Genomic DNA, 19,251 nt, shown 5'->3' on the forward strand with positions numbered 1-19,251 from the left:
TGATGCGTCCGATTGCCGTACTGCTGGGGTTGCTTTCGGCGCTGTGTGCCCTGGCCTACCCGTTCCTGCCGGTCGTGCAGGACACCGCCGAGGTCGTCTGGCCGAACGCGTCCGACACCCGGTCCGTCAACGCGCCCTTGACCGGGTACTGGGCACAGGAGATGCGGGCCGATCTGCCCTGCGCCACGGTCCGTTCGCTGGACGCGCGCGCGAACGGACCGGCGCTGCTCTTCGCGACCGTCCCGGACGAACGCACCGGCCCGCGCGCGGGCAACGGCGTCGGACTGCAGCTGCGCGTGGACAACGGTGTGCTGCTGGCCTCCAGCCAGGGACAGCAGATCGCGCAGCAGCCGCTGCCGCAGGAGGGCTGCACGGTCACCCTCACCTCGGACGCGAGCCAGATGACCCTCGCCGTCGGCGGCACCACGGTCTTCCACACCACCGGCGACGTGCGGCCACGGGTGGTCGGCATCTATTCGTCGATCAGCTCCGCGCGGGACCCGATCGACGGACTGCACGTTTCGGTCACCCCGGACACCCGCTACCAGACCTCGCCGACCGCGCTGAAGCTCACCATCGGGATCCTCGCCGCGCTGTCGTTCCTCGGCTGCCTGATCGCGGTGTGGCGGATGGACGCCGGCTTCGCCCGGCGCGCACCCCGCTGGGCACCGGTCGGCTGGTGGCGGCTGACCGGCCGCGACGCGGCGGTGATCGTCGCGCTCGGCGCATGGGTGTTCATCGGTCCGGTGACCTCCGACGACGGCTACATCCTGACCATGGCCAGAGTCACCGAGCACACCGGCTTCCTGACGAACTACCACCGCTGGTTCGGTGTCGCGGAGGCCCCGTTCGGCTGGTTCTACCACCTGTACGAGCTGATGACCCACGTCAGCACGGCGCCGCCGTGGATCCGGCTGCCCTCCTACCTGCTCGGCGTGATCAGCTGGCTGCTGATCAGCCGCGAGGTGATGCCCCGGCTGGGCACCCAGGTACGCGGCAGCCGCGCGGCGGGCTGGGCGGCGGCCGCAGTGTTCCTGGTGTGGTGGATGCCCTACAACAACGGCGTCCGGCCGGAACCGGTGGCTGCGCTCGGCTCGCTGCTGGCGATCTGCGCGGTGGAACGCGCACTGGTCACCCGGCGGCTGCTGCCGTTGTGCCTCGGGCTCACCGCCGCCGCGTTCACGCTCGCCGCGACCCCGACCGGGCTGATCGCGGTGGCCCCGTTCCTCGTCGCCGCCCGGCCGTTGCTCAAACTGGTCCGCCAGCGCTCCGGTGACGGCTGGCTGCCGATGCTGGCGCCGATCGTCGCGTCCGGGCTGCTCGTGCTCGTGGTGGTGTTCGCCGACCAGACGTTCGCGACCGTCACCGAGGCCACCCGCATCCGCACCGCGGTGGGCCCGAACCTGTCCTGGTTCCAGGAACTGGTGCGGTACCAGCTGCTGTTCGCGAACCTGCCGGACGGCTCGGCACCGCGGCGGTTCCCGGTGCTGCTGGTGCTGCTGTGCACGGTCACCTGCCTGGTCGTGCTGCTGCGCCGTGGCCGCATCCCCGGCGCCGCGCTCGGCCCGAGCCGACGGCTGATCGGCACCACCGCGCTGTTCTTCCTGCTGCTCGCGCTCACGCCGACGAAGTGGACACACCACTTCGGTGCGTTCGCCGCGGTCGGCGCCTCGATGGCCGCACTCACCGCACTGGCCACCAGTTCCACCGTGCTGCGCTCGAACCGCAATCGCGCGGCGTTCCTCGCCGTGCTGCTGGTGGTCGGCGCACTGGCCGCGACCGGACCGAACACCTACTGGTTCGTTTCCCGCCTCGGCGTGCCGTGGAGTGGTTCGGCGCCCTCGATCGCCGGGGTGCCGCTGTCCACCATCCTGCTCGGTGCCGCTGCGGTCGCCGGGATCTACGCGTTCGTGGAGAACATCCGCGCGCACCGGCCGGGTGCACCCACCGGTGCGCCGGAGGGCGGGAGCCGGTCGCTGCGGCTGGGTTCGCTCTCGCTCGTGGTGGTCTGCGGTCTCGTCGCGGCGGGCGAGATCTACACGATGGCGGCCGCGATCTACACCCAGCGGGACAGCTACAGCCTCGGCGCGGCGAACTTCCGGCACCTGCTCGGCAACAGCTGCAACCTCTCCGACCACGTGATGGTGGAGAACGACGCGGCCAAGAGCGTGCTGCACCCGCAGGCCGAACAGCGCACCGTCGCACCGGAGGAGGTGAACCCCTCGCCGCTGCCCGATCCGAACCGGGACAACGGACGGGTCCAGCTGGGGTTCCACACCAGCCCGGTCGACGAGGACGATCCGCTGGCCGAGCCCCCGCACGGCTTCACGCAGAAAGAAGTGCCGATGTGGAGCAGCTACCTGGACCCGCAGACGCGGGCGGGGCGGCTGCGCGGCGACTGGTACGCGCTGGACAAGAAGCCCGCGGACGGCCAGATCGTGGTCGCCACCGCGGGCCAGCCGCGCGGGCCCTCGTCGGTGAGCCTCGACTACGGCGTGCGCACCCCGGAAGGGGTGAAGGTGCTGCGCAGCCAGTTCGTGCTGCCGCCGGGCGCGGGCACCGGAGCGTGGACCGACACCCGGATCAACCTGCGCGACCTGCCCCCGCAGACCACCTCGGTGCGGATCAACATGGTGGACAACGACCTCACCGAGGACGGCTGGATCGCCGCGTCCGCACCGCGCGTGCCGACCTTCACCACGCTCACCGACAAGCTCGCCGGCAAATCGGTGTACATCGACTGGCCCGCGTCGTTCGTCTACCCCTGTGCGAACCCGGTGCCCTCCCGCGACGGCATCTCCGAGGTGCCGGACTACCGGATCACCTCCGGCGGGCTCGCCGACGAGGCGGACTGGGCCTCCAGCACCAACGGCGGGCCGAACGGCTGGCTCGAAGAGCTCGCGGACGAACCGGAGGTGCCCAGTTTCCTGCTCGGCCAGCCGAGCCAGTCGTGGGGTCAGCTGAAACAGGTCGAACCGTTCAGCACCGGCGTCGCGCCCACCGTGGTGCACGGCGAGAAGACCGTGTGGGGCTGGTGGTCACCGGGCCCCGGGCCGTCCCAGCCCAACGGCAAGGACCCCACCCGCTGAGTGCTCACGCTGCCTCGGTCGGCTCCGGGGGACGGACCTGGCCGTGCTGCGGTGGGTCGGTCAGGCCACGGGCGGCGAGGCTGGCGATGACCGGCAGCACCGTGAGCGACAGCAGTGCCCACTGCAAGGAGGTCGCGTTCGCGATCGCGCCGACCGCGGGCGCGGCGATGCCACCGACGCTGACCGCGAGGCCGAGCGTGACCCCGCTCGCGGTGCCGAGCCGGTTCGGCAGGTAGTCCTGGCCGAGCGTGACGTGCAGGGAGAACGGCACGTACAGGGTCAGCGCGGCGATCGCGACCATCGGGAACACCGCGTAGCCCGGCACCAGCGCGACGGCGGCGACCGCGGGCACCGAAAGCGCGTAGGCGGTGCGCACAGTGCGGATCCGGCCCCACCGCCCGGCCAGCACGCCACCGAGCAGGGTGCCCAGCGCGCCGACCCCGAACAACACCACCAGCGCCACCTCACCGGCGGTCCTGCTGCCGACCCGCTGGGTCACCCAGAGGGCGAGGAACGTGTTCAGTCCGAACGTGACGATCGAACGGCCGATGACCACGACGGTGAGCAGCCCGAACCGGCGCCAGTCGTCCCGCCCCGCGGACGCGGTGTGCTGAGCGGCCGACCGCGGGCCGCTTAGCCGTCGCAGCAGCATGGCCGTGCCGAGTCCGGCGGCGACCGCCGGGAGCACCAGGAACGGGCTCGCGCCGAGCCCGCCTGCCTGCAGGACCGGGGTGACCAGCACCGGGCCGAGCGCGAACCCGACGTTGCCGCCGAGGGAGAACCAGCTCATCCCGACGTGCCCGGCGCCAGCGACCCGGCGGGCGATGCGGGCCGATTCCGGGTGGTAGGCGGCAACCCCGAGGCCGGACAGGCAGATCGCGAGCCAGGTGGCCGCGTAGGAACTGCCCAGTCCGGACAGGCCGATACCGGCACCGGCCACGGTCATGCCGAGCGGGACCAGCCACGGCATCGGCCGCCGGTCGGTCAGCACGCCGAACAGCGGCTGCACCACCGAGGACAGCAGGGTCGCGGCGAGCGTGATACCGGACGCGGCGAGATAACCGTAGTGCCGCTCGGCGACGAGGAACGGGACGATGGCCGGGACAGCGCCCTGGTAGAGATCGTCGACCGCGTGCCCGACGGCCAGCAGCACCATCGGCCACCGGGACACGCCGGCGGGCGCCGGGGAATCGGTGGTTGTCGTCATGCCGCCATCGTCGGACCGGCCGAGGGCTTACCGATTCCGCTATTGTGCCAATTTGTGTCGGATTCTCGCCATCTCCCGGAAGCACCCACTGACATCCGGGACCTGACCGCCACCGCGAGCGTCCACGCGCACTGGCACGACGAGAACCAGGTCGTCTACGCCAGCAGCGGCGTGCTCGCCGTGCACACGGCCAGGTCGCGGTGGATCACCCCGGCGCACCGGGCGTTGTGGATTCCCGCGGGCACCGTGCATTCGCACCGCGCCTACGGCGTGACCCGTTTGCACCTGTTCGGCTTCTCTCAGGAGACCAGCCCGTTGCAGCTGTCCGAACCGACCGCGATCGCGGTCACTCCCCTGTTGCGGGAACTGCTGATCGCCTACACCGCACTCGGCCGGGACCGCGGGACGCCCGCCGGACGGCGAATGCGGGCCGTGTTGTTCGACCAGCTCGCCACTGCCCCGGAGCGGCCGGTACAGGTGCCCGCCGCGCGGGACCCGCGGCTGGCCGCGCTCTGCCGTCTGCTGGAGCAGGACCCGTCGGATTCCCGCAGCCTCGAAGCGCTGGGCCGCGAGGTCGGCGTGAGCGGCCGGACCCTGACCCGGCTGTTCCGGCACGACACCGGGATGACGTTCCCGCAATGGCGCACGCAACTGCGGCTGTACCACGCACTGCGCCTGCTCGCCGAAGACCGGCCCGTGACGTCAGTGGCGCAGCTGTGCGGATTCGCCACCGCCAGCGCGTTCATCGACGTCTTCCGCCGCTGCCTCGGGCACACCCCCGGCTCGTTCCTCCACAGTGGACCTTCCTGAGCCGGCCCGGATCCGGAGCCGGAACACCACCTCGCCGAAGCCGAACGGCTGCTCTGCGCGCGAAGAACGGCTCAGGAATAGCTGCGCGGCGTCCACACCACCGAAGCGCCGTCCGGACCCGTTTCGGCCACCGTCTTCGACGAACCGACGATCAGCAGGCACCGCATGTCCACAGTAGCGGGATCAAGCCCGCCGAGCGTGGTCACCCGGACGTCCTCCTCCGGTCCGCCCACGTCCCTTGCCACCACCACCGGCGTCTCCGCCGGACGGTGCCGCAGCAGGACTTCGCGGGCCGAAGCCAGTTGGGTGACCCGCGTGCGGGACGCCGGGTTGTACAGCGCCACCACGAGGTCCGCCGCGCCGACCGCGTCCAGCCGGCGTTCGATGATCTCCCACGGCTTGAGCCGGTCCGAAAGGGACAGTACGCAATAGTCGTGCCCCAGCGGTGCGCCGACCCTGGACGCCGCAGCCTGCGCCGCGGTCACCCCCGGCACGACCCGGACCCGCACGCCCGTGCCGCGGCCGGCGGAGACCTGCTCCAGCACCGCCGAAGCCATCGCGAACACCCCCGGATCCCCCGAGGACACCACGGCCACCCTGGCACCGGAGGTGGCGAGCTGCAGTGCCGCCACCGCACGGTCGGCCTCCACCCGGTTGCCCGACGCGTGCCGCTGCTGCCCGGCCCGCTGCGGAACCCGTGCCAGGTAGGGCCCGTAGCCCACGATGTGGTCCGCCGCGGCCAGTTCCGCGGAAGCCTCCGGGGTCAGCCATTCCGGTCCGGCGGGCCCGAGCCCGACCACCACGACCTCGCCGCCTTCGGCTGCCGGCCGCGCTTCGGCCGCCGGCGCACCGTCCACTCGAGACTGATAAGCGGGACTGGGCAGCAGTGCCAGCGAAAAGTACGGCACGGCCGCAGGATCGACGTCGGCGAGCGGTTCGATCCGCTGCCGTCCCCAGGTCGCCCGCTCGACGTACCAGGCGTCGTCCAGCTTTCCCGCTTCGGCAAGGGCTTCGCGGACCGAACCGAACGTACGGCCCAGTTTCAGCACCGCCGCGGCGTCCGTGTCGGCCAGCCGGCGCGCCAGCTCGGGCGCGGGCAACGTGCCGGGCAGCACGGTGAGCACTTCGTCCCGCTGCACCAGCGGCCGCCCCAGTACCGACGACGCGGCGCTCACCGACGTCACGCCGGGCACCACCTCCGCCTGGTACCGGCCGGCCAGCCGTTCGTGCATGTACATGTAGGAGCCGTAGAAGAACGGGTCGCCCTCGCACAGCAGCACCACGTCCCGTCCGGCATCCAGGTGCTCGGCGAGTTTCTTCGCGCTCAGCTCGTAGAAGTCGGCGATCGCGCCCTCGTAGCCGCCGGGGTGGTCGGTGGTCTCCGTGGTCACCGGGTAGACCAGCCGCTCCTCCAGCTGTCCTTCGCGCAGGTACGGCTCGGCCACCGACCGCGCGATGCTGCGGCCGTGCCGGGCGCAGTGGTAGGCCACGACGTCCGCCTCGCCGATCAGCCTGGCCGCCTTCACCGTCATCAGTTCCGGATCGCCGGGACCGAGCCCGACGCCGTAGAGCCGCCCGCTCATTCGGCCGGGCTCGCGATCGCGTTCACCGCGCCCACCGCCAGCGCACTTCCACCGCGACGGCCGTGCACCACCAGATACGGCGCAGGCGCCCGTTTCACCAGCTCCACTTTGGACTCCGCGGCGCCGACGAAGCCCACCGGCACCCCGATGATCGCGGCAGGCGCGCCGACGCCTTCGGCAAGCAGTTCCAGCAACCGGAACAACGCGGTCGGCGCGTTGCCGATCGCCACCACCGACCCGGGCAGCCGGTCCCGCCACAGTTCGAGCGCGGCCGCCGAACGCGTGGTACCGGCCCGCTCGGCCAGCCCCGGCACCGCCGGATCGTCCACAGTGCACACGACCTCGTTCGCCGCAGGCAGCCGCTTGCGGGTGATCCCGCTGGCGACCATCTTGGCATCGCACAGGATCGGCGCCCCCGCGCGCAGCGCGGCCCGGCCCGCCTCGACCACGTCGAGCGAGTACCGCAGATCCTCGACCAGGTCGACCATGCCGCAGGAGTGGATCATCCGGACCGCGACGCCGGCCACGTCGCCGGGCAGGATCGCCAGGTCGGCCTCCTCACGGATGGTGGCGAACGAATGCCGGTAGATCTCGGCCCCGTCCCGCAGGTAGTCGATCACGCCAGTGCCCTTCTCGCCAACGCATCCGCCAAACCGGACGCCGGGGTCCAACGCCCGTCGACACGGTAGCCGCCGCCCTCGGCGACAACGTCGCGGTGGGTCCCCGAAGGCCGTCCGCACCGCCGCGCGCAGCCCGAGACATGCACCTGCTCCCCACTCGGCACCAGCACGGCTGCGTCGGCCCGCACATCCGCCAGTGACTTCGCACACCCGGGCGCACCGATGCACGCGGTGATCTCCGCCGTCGCCGGATCCGTGGACAGTCCCGCTTCATGCAGCCGTTCGACGTCGGCCCCGGCCGGCAACAGCACCGAGCGCCACGGCGTGACCATGGCGTCGCCGGACTCCGCCAGCACCCGCAACTGCTCCGCGGTCAACCGTCCGAAGCGCGGCGCGACACCGACCGCCTGCCCGATCCGGCCGACCGTCGGATCGACGCGGACCGCACGCTCCCGCGGTACTTCCCGCGGCCCGTCCGGCAGCAACACCGACGGTTCGGCCAGCTCACCGACCCGCCACGCCGAACCCCGCGCGTCGGCAAACGCTTGCGCCACCGCCAGCAGCGACGACACCGAGCCGCTCCGCGGTACGTGCGCACCGGAGTCGACACCGGCCAGCAGAACAACCCCGGACGACGGCGTGACCGCGCGCCAGCACACATCCGCACCCTCGGCTGCGACGTCGCCACGGCCGTCGTCGAAGGCGAACAGGAACCGACCCGGCAATCCGGCGAGCGCGGGGCGGGCACACAGCGCACGATCAAGTTCCCCGGCGAGTCCGCGAACGTCGGCCAGCCCGCCGTGGATCCCGCTGAGCGGCGAGGCCAGCACGTTGCGCACGCGTTCGTGCGTCGGCGACGGCAGCAACCCGGCGTCCCCGAGCCGAGCCGCCAGACCGGGCTGCCGGACCCCGCGCAGCTGGACGTTGCCGCGCGAGGTCAGATGGACGTCACCGTCACCGAGGTCCTGCGCGCAGCCGGCCAGCACCTGCATCTGCTGCGCGGTCACCGCCCCGCCGGGCAACCGGACCCGCGCCAGCGGACCGTCCGCCGCGTCATGCGTGGCGAACACTCCGGGACAGGCGTCGGCGCGCACTCGCGACATGCCGCTCACTGTAACCCGCACCGGATTCAGCAGACCCAGGATCGAATGTAGTAGATGTGCTACATTCGATTGCATTCACAAGATGGGGGTGGACCGATGCGAGATCCCGGCGAAGTGGTGTTGCGCGTCGAAGACCTGCGGATGCGCTACGGCGCGAGGGACGTGCTGCACGGCATCTCGTTCACCGCGTACCGCGGCGAGGTGTTGTGCCTGCTCGGTCCGAACGGCGCGGGCAAGACGACCACGATCGAAATCCTCGAGGGCTTCCGGATGCGCTCGGCAGGCGAAGTGTCCGTGCTGGGCACCGATCCGGCACGCGGCGGCGAGGACTGGCGGGCGCGGCTGGGGGTCGTCCTGCAGTCCTGGCGCGACCACGGCAAATGGCGCGTGCGCGAGCTGCTCGACCTGCTCGGGTCCTACTACGCGCCGTATTCGACCGGGGCGATCCGGCGTCCGTGGGACACCGACGAGCTGATCGCCGCGGTCGGGCTCACCGAGCATGCGGACCGGAAGATCCGGATGCTCTCCGGCGGCCAGCGGCGCAGGCTCGACGTGGCGATCGGCATCGTCGGACGGCCGGAGCTGCTGTTCCTGGACGAGCCGACCGCCGGTTTCGACCCGCGGGCCCGGCGCGAGTTCCACGATCTGGTGCACCATCTCGCGGACGCCGACACCACGGTCCTGCTCACCACGCACGACCTCGACGAGGCGGAAAAACTGGCCGACCGGATCCTCATCCTCGGCGGCGGCCAGGTCGTCGCGGACGGCTCGCCCGACCAGCTGAGCCGGCAGATCGCCGGCGAGGCCGAGGTGCGCTGGACCGTGCGCGGGCAGCACTTCGTGCACTCGACCACGGAAGCGACGAAGTACGTGTACGAGCTGTTCAAGCAGCACGGCGACGCGGTCGCCGACCTGGAGGTCCGGCGGGCGTCGTTGGAGGACACCTACCTCGAGCTCGTGCACCGGGCCGAATCCGGCGTGGTCGGTGTGCGATGACGGCATCCGCGCAAGGAGCCGCCGCGCGGACCGGGATCCGCCGCGGCCTGATCGAGTTCCGCCAGCAGTGGACCAACCGCGAAGACCTGTTCGCCCAGCTGGTCTTCCTGGGGCTGGTCTTCGGCGCGCTGTTGTTCATGCGTGGTTCGCAGCTGCCGGGCACGTCGTTCTCGCTCGGCAGCGCGACCGTGCCGGGCGTGCTCGGCGCCGGGATCGTGTTCAACGGCCTGTCCGGGATCGCGGGCACGCTGATCACCGACCGCGAGGACGGCACGCTGCTGCGCGCCAAGGCGACCCCGCACGGCATGCTCGGCTACCTGGTCGGCAAGATCACCACGTTCTCGCTGACCCAGGTGGCCGGCATCGTCGTACTGCTCGTGCCCGCCCTGATCCTGTTCGACGGACTGGCCCCGGACGGCGCGTGGTCCCTGCTGCACCTGCTGTGGGTGCTCGCGCTCGGGCTGATCGCGACCATGCCGCTGGGTGCGGTGATCGGCTCACTGCTGCGCGATTCCCGGATGATGGCACTGGTGATGCTGCCGATGGCGGGGCTCACCGCGATCTCCGGGATCTTCTACCCGATCACCGCGCTGCCGGCGTGGCTGCAGGACGTGGGGCAGGTGTTCCCGATGTACTGGCTCGGGCTCGGCATGCGCTCGTCACTGCTGCCGGAGGAGGCTGTGGTGGCGGAGATCGGGCAGTCGTGGCGGCTGCCGGCGACCCTCGGGGTGCTGCTCGCGTGGGCCGTGCTCGGGATGACACTGGCCCCCGTCGTGCTCCGGCGGATGGCCCGGCGCGAATCGGGATCGTCGGTGGCGGCACGGCGGGAAAGGGCACTGCAGCGTGTGTGATCCACAGTGAGCAGCGAGAACGTCTACAACCGCATCGCGGTGCTGCGCGCGGAACGCGGGATCTCCCGCCGCCAGCTGGCCGAGGCACTCGGCGTGCACTACCAGACGATCGGCTATCTGGAACGCGGCGAGTACAGCCCGAGCCTGCACCTGGCGCTGCGCATCGCGGGCTTCTTCGAGGTGGCCGTGGAGGTGCTGTTCTCCACCACGCCGTTCCCGCGGATCGGCCACGAGAGCCGTCCGGCGTGAGCGGGCCCGCGCACCTGCGGGCCGCGCAGGACCTGATCGACCACGTGCGGCCGGAGGACAACCGGTACAAGGCGGCAGGCGAACCCGATCTGATCAGCTGGGCACCGCGGTGGCGCAACCACACCCAGTGCGCGTCGTTCCAGACCCAGCTGCTCAAGCGGGTCTACGACTGGGCGGACGACGAGTTCTTCGCCACCCACTTCGGCTCGGTGAGCCCGCCGTCGCGCACTTACCGCTGGGTCTTCGCCCGCCGCGCGGTGCCGTACTTCACGCCGGTGCGCACGGTGTCCGGCCTGCGCCCCGGCGACCTGGTGGTGATCGACTACGGCCACCGGCAGGCGGTCAACACCGGCCACATCGTGCTGGTCCGGGAACCACCGCGGCCATTCGAGCAGCACCGGTACGTGGTCCCGGTCGCGGACTGCACCGCCGATCCGCACGGCAGCTCCCCGCAGTTCCCGGACAGCCGCTCCCCCGGCGGCCAGGGCGCCGGGTACGGGCACCTGGTGCTGCACGCCGACCCCGGTACCGGCGCGTTCGCCGGATACGCCTGGAGCGTCACCGCACGGCGCGAGCACACCGTGGCGGAACGGCCGATCGCCGCGGTGCGGATTCCGTCACCTTGACGCGGCCTGCGCGCCCGGCGAGAGTGAGTGCGAACCACGCGCCGGCACGCGGAGGAACCCGGTGGAAATCCGGGACGGTCCCGCCACTGTGACCGGCACCCGCGCGAGCGGGTGCCGGGAGCCAGGAACTCCCGCCGGTGTGCCCGACGACCCGGGGCGCGGACACCCCGAGTGAGGAACGCCGTGATCCTGCTGCTGTCCACTTCGGACACCGATCTGCTGAGCGCACGGGCGAGCGGGGCCGGCTACCGGCTCGGCAACCCCGCCCGGCTGCCGACGGCGGACCTGCCGGGACTGCTCACCGACGTGCGGATCGTCGTCGTCCGGATCCTCGGCACACCCCGGACCTGGCAGGAGGGACTGGACACGCTGCGCGCGTCCGGTACGCACGTCGTGGTGCTCGGCGGCGAGCAGACGCCGGACGCGGAGCTGATGAAGCTGTCCACCACGCCGGCCGGGATCGCCGCGCAGGCGCACGCCTACCTCGCGCAGGGCGGCCCGGAGAACCTGACCCAGCTGCACCGTTTCCTCTCCGACACGCTGCTGCTCACCGGCGAGGGCTTCGAGCCGCCTGCCGAGCTGCCGTCGTGGGGTGTGCTGGAGCGGCCCGCTTCCGCAGGTGACGGACCGGTTGTCGGGATCCTGTACTACCGCGCGCACCACCTTTCCGGGAACACCGGATTCGTGCACGCACTCGCCGACGCGGTCGAATCCGCGGGCGGGCGGGCGTTGCCGATCCACACCGCGTCGCTGCGCACGCGTGCCCCGGAGATGATGGCCGAGCTGGGCAAGGTCGACGCGCTGCTGGTCACCGTGCTGGCCGCGGGCGGCACCCGTCCCTCGGAAGCAGGTGCGGGCGGCGACGACGAGTCGTGGGACGTCGCGGAGATGGCCGCGCTCGACGTCCCCGTACTGCAGGCGCTGTGCCTCACCAGCGACCGCGAGACGTGGTCGGCCGGCGACGAGGGCCTGTCGCCGCTGGACGCGGGCAACCAGATGGCGGTGCCGGAGTTCGACGGGCGGATCATCACCGTTCCGTTCTCCTTCAAGGAATTCGACGCCGACGGCCTCCCCCGCTACGTGCCGGACGAGGAACGCGCCGCCCGCGTGGCCGGGATCGCGCTCGCACACGCGCGGCTGCGGCACACCCCACCGGCGCAACGCCGGATCGCGCTGATGCTCTCGGCCTACCCCACGAAGCATTCCCGCGTGGGCAACGCGGTGGGCCTCGACACCCCGGCGTCCGCGGTCAAGCTGCTGCGGGTGATGCGCGAACGCGGTTACCACCTCGGTGCGGAGGCGTTTCCCGGCGTCGACCCGACCGGCACCGAGCAGCCGGACGGCGACGCGCTCATCCACGCGCTGATCGAAGCGGGCGGCCAGGACCCGGAATGGCTCACCGAAGAGCAGCTCGCGGGCAACCCGATCCGGGTGCCTGCCGCGCGCTACCGCGAGTGGTTCGCCCAGCTGCCCGGATCGCTGCGCGAGGCGATGGAGCAGCAGTGGGGTCCGGCCCCCGGTTCGCTGTATGTCGACACATCGGCGAACCCCGAGGGCGACCTCGTGCTGGCGTCCCTGCAGTCGGGCAACGTCGTGCTGATGATCCAGCCGCCACGCGGGTTCGGCGAGAACCCGGTGGCCATCTACCACAACCCGGACCTGCCGCCGAGCCACCATTACCTCGCCGCCTACCGCTGGCTGGAGGAGGAGTTCGGCGCACACGCCGTGGTACACCTCGGCAAGCACGGTTCGCTGGAATGGCTGCCGGGCAAGACGGCCGGGCTGTCCGCCGCCTGCGCCCCGGACGCGGTGCTCGGCAACCTGCCGATGGTGTACCCGTTCCTGATCAACGACCCCGGCGAGGGCGCACAGGCGAAACGGCGGGCGCACGCCACGATCGTCGACCACCTGGTGCCGCCGATGGCGCGCGCCGAATCCTACGGTGACCTGGCGCGGCTGGAACAACTGCTCGACGAGCACGCCAACATCGCCGCAATGGACCCGGCGAAACTGCCCGCGATCCGGGCGCAGATCTGGACGCTCATCCAGGCCGCGAAGCTCGACCACGACCTCGGCGTCGAACAACGCCCGCACGACGCGGAATTCGACGACTTCCTGCTGCACATCGACGGCTGGCTGTGCGAGGTCAAGGACGCGCAGATCCGCGACGGCCTGCACGTGCTGGGTTCCGCGCCGGAAGGCGAGGCCAGGGTGAACCTGGTGCTCGCCATGCTGCGTGCCCAGCAGATGTGGGGCGGCAAGCAGGGCGCGGTACCCGGGCTGCGCTCGGCGTTGGGCCTGAAGGAGAACTCCGACGCTCCGCTGTCCGAAGTGGACGCAATCGAGACCACTGCACGGTCGCTGGTGGTGGAGATGGAAGCCCGTGCGTGGTCGCCGTCCGCCGTACCCGCCGTGGTCGCGCAGGTGCTGGCGGCGCCGGACGCCGAGGTCGAGCGCGTGCTGAACTTCGCCGCCACCGAGATCGTCCCCCGGCTCGCCGGTACCTCCGGTGAGGTGGACGCGATCCTGCATGCACTGGACGGCGGGTACATCCCGGCCGGCCCCAGCGGGTCTCCGTTGCGCGGTCTGGTGAACGTGCTGCCGACCGGGCGGAACTTCTACACCGTGGACCCGAAGGCGATCCCGAGCCGGCTGGCCTGGGAAACCGGGCAGGCCCTGGCCGATTCGCTGCTGCGCCGCTACCGCGACGACAACGGCGACTGGCCCCGTTCGGTCGGCCTGTCGGTGTGGGGCACGTCGGCGATGCGGACGTCCGGCGACGACGCGGCCGAGGTGCTCGCACTGCTGGGCGTGCAGCCGGTGTGGGACGAAGCTTCCCGGCGGGTCACCGGGATCGAGGCCGTCCCGCTGTCCGAACTGGACCGCCCGCGCATCGACGTGACGGTGCGGATCAGCGGGTTCTTCCGGGACGCTTTCCCGCACGTGATCACCCTGCTCGACGACGCCGTGCGGCTGGTCGCCGGCCTGGATGAACCGGAGTCCGCGAATTTCGTGCGTGCGCACGTCGCCGCGGACCTGGCCACGCACGGCGACGCCCGCCGCGCCACCACGCGGATCTTCGGCTCGAAACCCGGCGCGTACGGGGCAGGCTTGCTGCCGCTGATGGATTCCGGGAACTGGCGTGACGACAAGGATCTGGCCGAGGTGTACGCGGTGTGGGGCGGGTTCGCCTACGGCCGCGAGCTGGACGGACGGCCCGCCCGTGAGGACATGGAATCCTCGTACCGGCGCATCGTGGTGGCCGCGAAGAACACCGACACGCGGGAACACGACATCGCCGACTCCGACGACTATTTCCAGTACCACGGCGGGATGATCGCCACCGTGCGCGCACTGACCGGCACCGCACCCGCGTCGTACGTGGGCGACTCGACCACCCCGGACGCCGTCCGTACCCGAACACTGGGCGAAGAGACCGCCCGCGTGTTCCGCGCCCGGGTGGTGAACCCGCGCTGGCTCTCGGCCATGCGCCGGCACGGCTACAAGGGCGCCTTCGAACTCGCCGCCACCGTCGACTACCTCTTCGGCTTCGACGCAACCTCCGGCGTCGTCGACGACTGGATGTACGAGAAGCTGACCGAATCCTACGTCCTCGACGAGGTCAACCAGGACTTCCTGCGCCAAGCCAACCCGTGGGCACTGCGCGGGATCATCGAACGCCTCTCCGAAGCCGCCGACCGGAACCTGTGGTCCACCCCGGACCCGGACCTGCTGGCCCGGATGCGCGAGGTGTACCTGACCCTGGAAGGCGACCTGGAAGCCGACTGATCCCGGACAACGCCGAAGCCCCGGGAATGCTGGACCCGAGGCACCGGCGGTGCCGGGGCCGGGCGGCATCCGGGCCACGCGGCATCCGGGCGGGGCAGTGTCCGGGGCCGAGCGGCATCCGGGCGGGCCGGTGTCCGAGGCCGAGCGGTGTCCGGACCGCACCGGTGGTGCCTAGGTCAGTGTCGACGCCGCGGCCCGGCGGTGTCGATTTCAGTGTCGAAGCCGGTGTCGACGCCGGTATCAGTCGCGAAGTCCGTGTCGGTGCCGAGGTCCCCGATCCGGACCGCCCCGCCGGTAGGGCATCTCGGCCAGCGGCCCATCGCCGTACCCGGGGCGGCGGAGAACTCCGGGCGGCTGCGGGTAAGCGAACCTGACCCGCGAAACACCGAGTACCGGCTTGAGCCGAGTACCGGCTTGAGCCGCCGTACTCGGCACCCGCACCGGCGGGCCTGTCCGACCCGACCGACGCCTGTCACACTCCACGGCCCGCCGACGTCGCGTCGCGGGGCCGGCGGTGGACCGGTCGGGGCGGCGGTCCGCGGCCGGATGTCCGGGATTCGCTGCGCCGCCAAGGTGAAGCCCACGGTTCGAATCCCGGCATACCACCCGAACCCACCCGCCTTTCGGCGATTTCTGCGGGATACACCTTGACTTGTCAATGGTCTAGTCCAATGCTTACCGACACCCGCCCTCGCTCCACCGCCGGAGGACAGATGCAACGAAGCAGACTGGCTGCCACCCTCGTCGCAGCCGCCACCGCGCTCGGGACGGCAGGCGTCCTGACCACCACGGCCGACGCGCAGGCCGGAACAACCGACCTCGACACCGCCTGGTACGCGTCCGCGCCGTACCTGATGCCGCAGGACAACAACCCGCCCGATCCGGTGGCCGTGATGAAAGCGACCGGACAGAAGGCATTCCAGCTCGCCTTCATCCTCGCACCCGACGGCGGCGGCTGTTCACCGACGTGGGACGGCACCACTGCGCTCTCGGACGACGCAGCCGTCGCCGACGCGATCGGCAAGATCCGTGACAACGGCGGCGACATTTCGGTCTCCGTCGGCGGCTACGGAGGCACGAAGCTCGGCCAGACCTGCGACACCGCCGACGCGACCGCCGCGGCCTACCAGCAGGTCATCACGAAATACAAACTCAAAGCCATCGATTTCGACCTCGAAGAACCCGAATACGAGGACACTGCGGCGATCGCCAACGAATTGGGCGCGGCGAAAAAGCTGCAGGCGGACAATCCCGGACTGTTCGTGTCGGTGACCATGCCCGGTACTTCGGCCGGCACCGGCTGGTTCGGCACACAGCTGCTGGACCAGGCAAAATCGATCGGGTTCAGCCCGGCGAACTTCTCCATCATGCCCTTCGACGGCGGATTCAACGGCGCAGACTCCCAAGTTTCGGCGCTGGAGGCCTTCCACGGATTGCTCCAAAGCCATCTCGGCTGGGACAGCGACACGGCGTACGCGCACGAGGGCTTCTCCGGGATGAACGGTAAATCGGATTCCGCCGAGATTTTCAACGTCTCCGATTTCCAGACCGTGTACGACTACGCGACGAGTCACCATCTCGGCCGTTTCACGTTCTGGTCGGTGAACCGCGACCGCCCCTGTGTCGGCACGACGGACAACGGCGTGTGCTCGAACGTCGACCAAAAGGACTGGGACTTCACGAAATTCACCACCCGCTTCGCCGGCGCGACCCCGCCGGCCGGCTGAGCCGAGACCAGCAGTGCGGTGAAAACCCGGCCCCGCAGCAGCGAAATCCGCAGCGGGGCCGGGCATCTCCACGAATCGGGGCAAACCGCCGAGAAACCCCAGGACGAACGACGGGCGGGCACGCGCCAGCACAGCGAACCCCCAGACGAACACCCGGCAGGCACGCACCAGCACAACGAACCCCCAGAACGAACACCAGCAAGTGCGCGCCGGGGCGGTGAGCCTCAGGGACGGACACCCGGCAGGTGTGTGTTGGCGCGGCGAACGTCCGCGCCGAGGGCCGGCACCTCGATCACCTGCCGGCCGGCCGCGAGGAGCTGCTCCACGCCTTCGGCCTCGACGAACAGCGACGGCTCACGCCATGCCATGACCACCCGCGGGATCGCAGTCTCGAGAATCAGCTGCGTGCAGCTCTTCGGATGCGACGCACGGGCGCTGCACGGCTCCAGCGAGCTGTACATGGTCGCGGCCGCGAGCCGCGGATCGCCGGGTTCGAGCTTCGCCAGCGCCGCCTCTTCGGCGTGGTTGCGCGGATCGCCTTCGCCCGAATGCCCGGTGGCCAGCACCGTGCCGTCGGGCAGCCCGATCACCGCGCCGACCCGGAACGTCGAGCTCGGCGGACATTGGCCGGCGAGCTCGATTGCCTGCCGCAGCCGCAGCACGTCGAGCGACGACGGTTCGGCGGCCGCACGGTAGTGCAGCACCACGACGTCTCCGAGCCGCCGCGCCTCGGTGAGCGCCAGCGGCCGCGGGAACGCGCCCGTGCCGAGGAATCGCGGCGCCCGCGGGTCGCCGACCACGATCGGCGCAATCGCGAGCCGGAGCTCGTCGGCAAGGCCGGCGTCGAGCAGCGCGGTGTGCACCGCTGAGCCGCCCTCCACCAGCAGCTTTTGCACACCGCGCTTGCCCAGGTCGTCGAGGATGTGCTCCAGCCGCGGCGGAGCGCTGTCGACGACTGTCGCGGCCGTACCCCATCCGTCGGCGGCGGTGCCCGGTGCCGTGTAGACCAGCTTCGGTGCGTCTCCCACGGTGAAAAATCGCGACTCCGGATCGAGCTTGCCGCTTCCGGTGACAGTGACCTTCATCGGCTGTTCCGGCCGGCCCGCCGCGATCCGCGCCTGGCGTAGTTCCGGTGAGCGCACCAGCAGCCGCGGGTTGTCCGCCCGCACCGTGCCGGCGCCGACGAGAATCGCGTCGGCTTCCGCGCGCAGCCGGTCCACCTCGGCGAAATCGTCCTCATTGGACAACAGCAGCCGGGTGCCGCTCGCGTCGTCGAGATAACCGTCGAGCGACTGCGCGGCGGAGAGCAGGACGTGTGGCCGGTTCATCGCACCCGCCCGCTCGAGCAGGCCATGCCGGTGGTCACGCCGGCAGCACGGCGTACTGGCGCACGTACAGGTCGGTGTAGGTCACCGGTCCCCGCGGCCCGGGGACGCGGTCCAGGTTGATCCCGGTTTCCGGCACGGCGAGCAGTTTGAACCCGTCGAGCAGCCGGGTGGGTGCGTTCCAGAACACGCCCGTGCCGGTGTAACCGTCGAAGAACGCGTCGGCCGCGTCCGGGTTCTCGGTAGCGATCCCCGCCGCGAGACCGGACGTGCGCTCGTTCGCGATTTCGACGGCGTCGGCGAGGCTGCCCACCCTTTCCACCGTGACGGTCGCCTCCCGATCCGAATCGAGCGCCCACTCGTAGCCGATCGGGTGCTCGTGCGGCGAAAGCGAAGGCGTGACCCCGCGCTCGGCCAGCGCCGACTCGATCTGCGGCCACACTGCGTCGTGCACGTCCTCGTGGATCAGCAGCAGGTTCAGCCGGTTGCACACGCCGAGCCGGTCGAGGCTCGCGTACACCAGATCGCGCGCCTTTCCGGCTTCCGCCGCGACGTCGACGTACAGCACGCCGCCGCCGTCCGCGTGGGCCAGCGTGCGCACACCGTGCACCGCGGCCTCGGTGGCCAGCGCACGGGTACTGTCGCCGCTGCCACGCAGGATCACCAGCGGCACCAGCTCCGGCAACCGCACCAGCGCCGACGCCGCCTCACGCTCCACCCGCGGCACGAGCTGCACCACGTCGGGATCGATCCCGGCCGCCGCGAGTGCGGGCGCGATGACCGTGTCCCGCAGCCGCTGCGCGGAACCCAGCGCCGCCGAGCCAGTGCGCAGCACGCCGCCATTGCGTGACTTCACCAGCTGCGAAGCCACGTCGACGGTCACGTTCGGCCGGGCCTCGTAGTTGGCGCCGATCACCCCGACCGGACGGCGCCGCTCGACCAGCCGCAGTCCGTCGTCCAATGTGGACACCTCGACAGACCGCTCCTGGTGCGGCGCCGCGGCCAGCAGGCGCAACTGCCCGGCCATGCCGTCGAGCCGCTCGGGGGTGATGGTGAGCCGGTCGAGCAGCCCGGCGCTCATCCCGTCCGCCTGCGCCCGCCCGACATCGGCCCGGTTGGCCTCGAGCACCTCGTCCCGATGCGAGACCAGCCGCTCCGCCATCCCGAGAAGCGCCGCGTCCACCGCATCGCCGCCGGCAGCACCCAACGACGGCGCAGCCACCTTCGCCGCCCGCGCACACTCCTCGACGGCCTTCGCGACTTCGTCCATCGTCTT

The 19,251-nt window shown here is 71.2% G+C and carries 14 protein-coding genes and 1 riboswitch; of the genes, 8 read left to right on the plus strand and 6 right to left on the minus strand.

What is annotated here, in order from left to right:
- The first annotated feature begins 2 nt into the window (after positions 1-2).
- On the plus strand, positions 3-3,089 hold the full coding sequence (locus ABD793_RS17765; protein WP_344861246.1) for an arabinosyltransferase domain-containing protein: 3,087 nt from the start codon (positions 3-5) through the stop codon (positions 3,087-3,089).
- Between the two features lie 4 nt (positions 3,090-3,093).
- Here the strand turns inward: ABD793_RS17765 and ABD793_RS17770 are convergent, their stop codons facing one another.
- Positions 3,094-4,296: an MFS transporter gene (locus ABD793_RS17770; protein ID WP_344861248.1), complete on the minus strand. Its 1,203-nt coding sequence runs from the start codon at positions 4,294-4,296 to the stop codon at positions 3,094-3,096.
- A 54-nt stretch (positions 4,297-4,350) separates the two neighbouring features.
- On the opposite strand from ABD793_RS17770, the gene ABD793_RS17775 reads away from it, so the two are divergent.
- Complete coding sequence (locus ABD793_RS17775; protein WP_344861250.1) at positions 4,351-5,106, plus strand: AraC family transcriptional regulator; 756 nt, start codon at positions 4,351-4,353, stop codon at positions 5,104-5,106.
- A gap of 71 nt (positions 5,107-5,177) precedes the next feature.
- On the opposite strand, the gene ABD793_RS17780 is transcribed toward ABD793_RS17775, so the two are convergent.
- From ABD793_RS17780 to ABD793_RS17790, 3 genes are read right to left on the minus strand one after another with little or no spacing between them, the layout of a single operon-like run.
- The gene (locus tag ABD793_RS17780) at positions 5,178-6,689 is read right to left on the minus strand and encodes a precorrin-2 C(20)-methyltransferase (RefSeq protein ID WP_344861252.1); all 1,512 of its coding nucleotides are present in this window, start codon (positions 6,687-6,689) and stop codon (positions 5,178-5,180) included.
- Complete coding sequence (locus ABD793_RS17785; protein WP_344861254.1) at positions 6,686-7,309, minus strand: precorrin-8X methylmutase; 624 nt, start codon at positions 7,307-7,309, stop codon at positions 6,686-6,688. The genes ABD793_RS17780 and ABD793_RS17785 overlap by 4 nt, the downstream gene beginning before the upstream one ends.
- Positions 7,306-8,421: a precorrin-3B synthase gene (locus ABD793_RS17790; RefSeq protein WP_344861775.1), complete on the minus strand. Its 1,116-nt coding sequence runs from the start codon at positions 8,419-8,421 to the stop codon at positions 7,306-7,308. The genes ABD793_RS17785 and ABD793_RS17790 overlap by 4 nt, the downstream gene beginning before the upstream one ends.
- 87 nt (positions 8,422-8,508) lie before the next feature.
- On the opposite strand from ABD793_RS17790, the gene ABD793_RS17795 reads away from it, so the two are divergent.
- From ABD793_RS17795 to ABD793_RS17820, 6 genes are all read left to right on the plus strand, one after another.
- Positions 8,509-9,408, plus strand: a complete 900-nt coding sequence (locus tag ABD793_RS17795; RefSeq protein ID WP_344861256.1) for an ABC transporter ATP-binding protein — start codon at positions 8,509-8,511, stop codon at positions 9,406-9,408.
- Entirely contained in the window at positions 9,405-10,259 is an 855-nt protein-coding gene (locus ABD793_RS17800) for an ABC transporter permease (protein ID WP_344861258.1), read from the plus strand. Before ABD793_RS17795 ends, ABD793_RS17800 begins: the two co-directional genes overlap by 4 nt.
- 6 nt (positions 10,260-10,265) lie before the next feature.
- Complete coding sequence (locus tag ABD793_RS17805; protein WP_344861260.1) at positions 10,266-10,508, plus strand: helix-turn-helix transcriptional regulator; 243 nt, start codon at positions 10,266-10,268, stop codon at positions 10,506-10,508.
- A complete protein-coding gene (locus tag ABD793_RS17810) occupies positions 10,505-11,134 on the plus strand; it encodes a hypothetical protein (protein WP_344861262.1) in 630 nt (209 codons plus the stop codon). Before ABD793_RS17805 ends, ABD793_RS17810 begins: the two co-directional genes overlap by 4 nt.
- Before the next feature lie 51 nt (positions 11,135-11,185).
- A riboswitch (cobalamin riboswitch) is annotated at positions 11,186-11,265 on the plus strand.
- A 52-nt stretch (positions 11,266-11,317) separates the two neighbouring features.
- Complete coding sequence (gene cobN / locus ABD793_RS17815) at positions 11,318-14,923, plus strand: cobaltochelatase subunit CobN (RefSeq protein WP_344861778.1); 3,606 nt, start codon at positions 11,318-11,320, stop codon at positions 14,921-14,923.
- Between the two features lie 854 nt (positions 14,924-15,777).
- Complete coding sequence (locus tag ABD793_RS17820; protein WP_344861264.1) at positions 15,778-16,650, plus strand: glycoside hydrolase family 18 protein; 873 nt, start codon at positions 15,778-15,780, stop codon at positions 16,648-16,650.
- 224 nt (positions 16,651-16,874) lie between these two features.
- Here ABD793_RS17820 and ABD793_RS17825 read toward each other — a convergent pair whose 3' ends face one another.
- A complete protein-coding gene (locus ABD793_RS17825) occupies positions 16,875-17,978 on the minus strand; it encodes a dihydrofolate reductase family protein (RefSeq protein ID WP_344861265.1) in 1,104 nt (367 codons plus the stop codon).
- Positions 17,979-18,012: 34 nt separating this feature from the next.
- On the minus strand, positions 18,013-19,245 hold the full coding sequence (locus ABD793_RS17830; RefSeq protein WP_344861266.1) for an aldehyde dehydrogenase family protein: 1,233 nt from the start codon (positions 19,243-19,245) through the stop codon (positions 18,013-18,015).
- Positions 19,246-19,251 lie beyond the last annotated feature (6 nt).

The organism is Amycolatopsis ultiminotia (assembly GCF_039536925.1).
GTDB lineage: Bacteria > Actinomycetota > Actinomycetes > Mycobacteriales > Pseudonocardiaceae > Amycolatopsis > Amycolatopsis ultiminotia.

Excerpts from the sequence above, each read along its gene's own strand:
- ABD793_RS17795 (WP_344861256.1), top strand. The coding sequence starts at position 8,509 with ATGCGAGATCCCGGCGAAGTGGTGTTGCGCGTCGAAGACCTGCGGATG.
- ABD793_RS17765 (WP_344861246.1), top strand. The coding sequence starts at position 3 with ATGCGTCCGATTGCCGTACTGCTGGGGTTGCTTTCGGCGCTGTGTGCC.
- ABD793_RS17770 (WP_344861248.1), bottom strand. The coding sequence starts at position 4,296 with ATGACGACAACCACCGATTCCCCGGCGCCCGCCGGCGTGTCCCGGTGG.
- ABD793_RS17780 (WP_344861252.1), bottom strand. The coding sequence starts at position 6,689 with ATGAGCGGGCGGCTCTACGGCGTCGGGCTCGGTCCCGGCGATCCGGAA.
- ABD793_RS17800 (WP_344861258.1), top strand. The coding sequence starts at position 9,405 with ATGACGGCATCCGCGCAAGGAGCCGCCGCGCGGACCGGGATCCGCCGC.
- ABD793_RS17825 (WP_344861265.1), bottom strand. The coding sequence starts at position 17,978 with ATGAACCGGCCACACGTCCTGCTCTCCGCCGCGCAGTCGCTCGACGGT.
- ABD793_RS17820 (WP_344861264.1), top strand. The coding sequence starts at position 15,778 with ATGCCGCAGGACAACAACCCGCCCGATCCGGTGGCCGTGATGAAAGCG.
- ABD793_RS17830 (WP_344861266.1), bottom strand. The coding sequence starts at position 19,245 with ATGGACGAAGTCGCGAAGGCCGTCGAGGAGTGTGCGCGGGCGGCGAAG.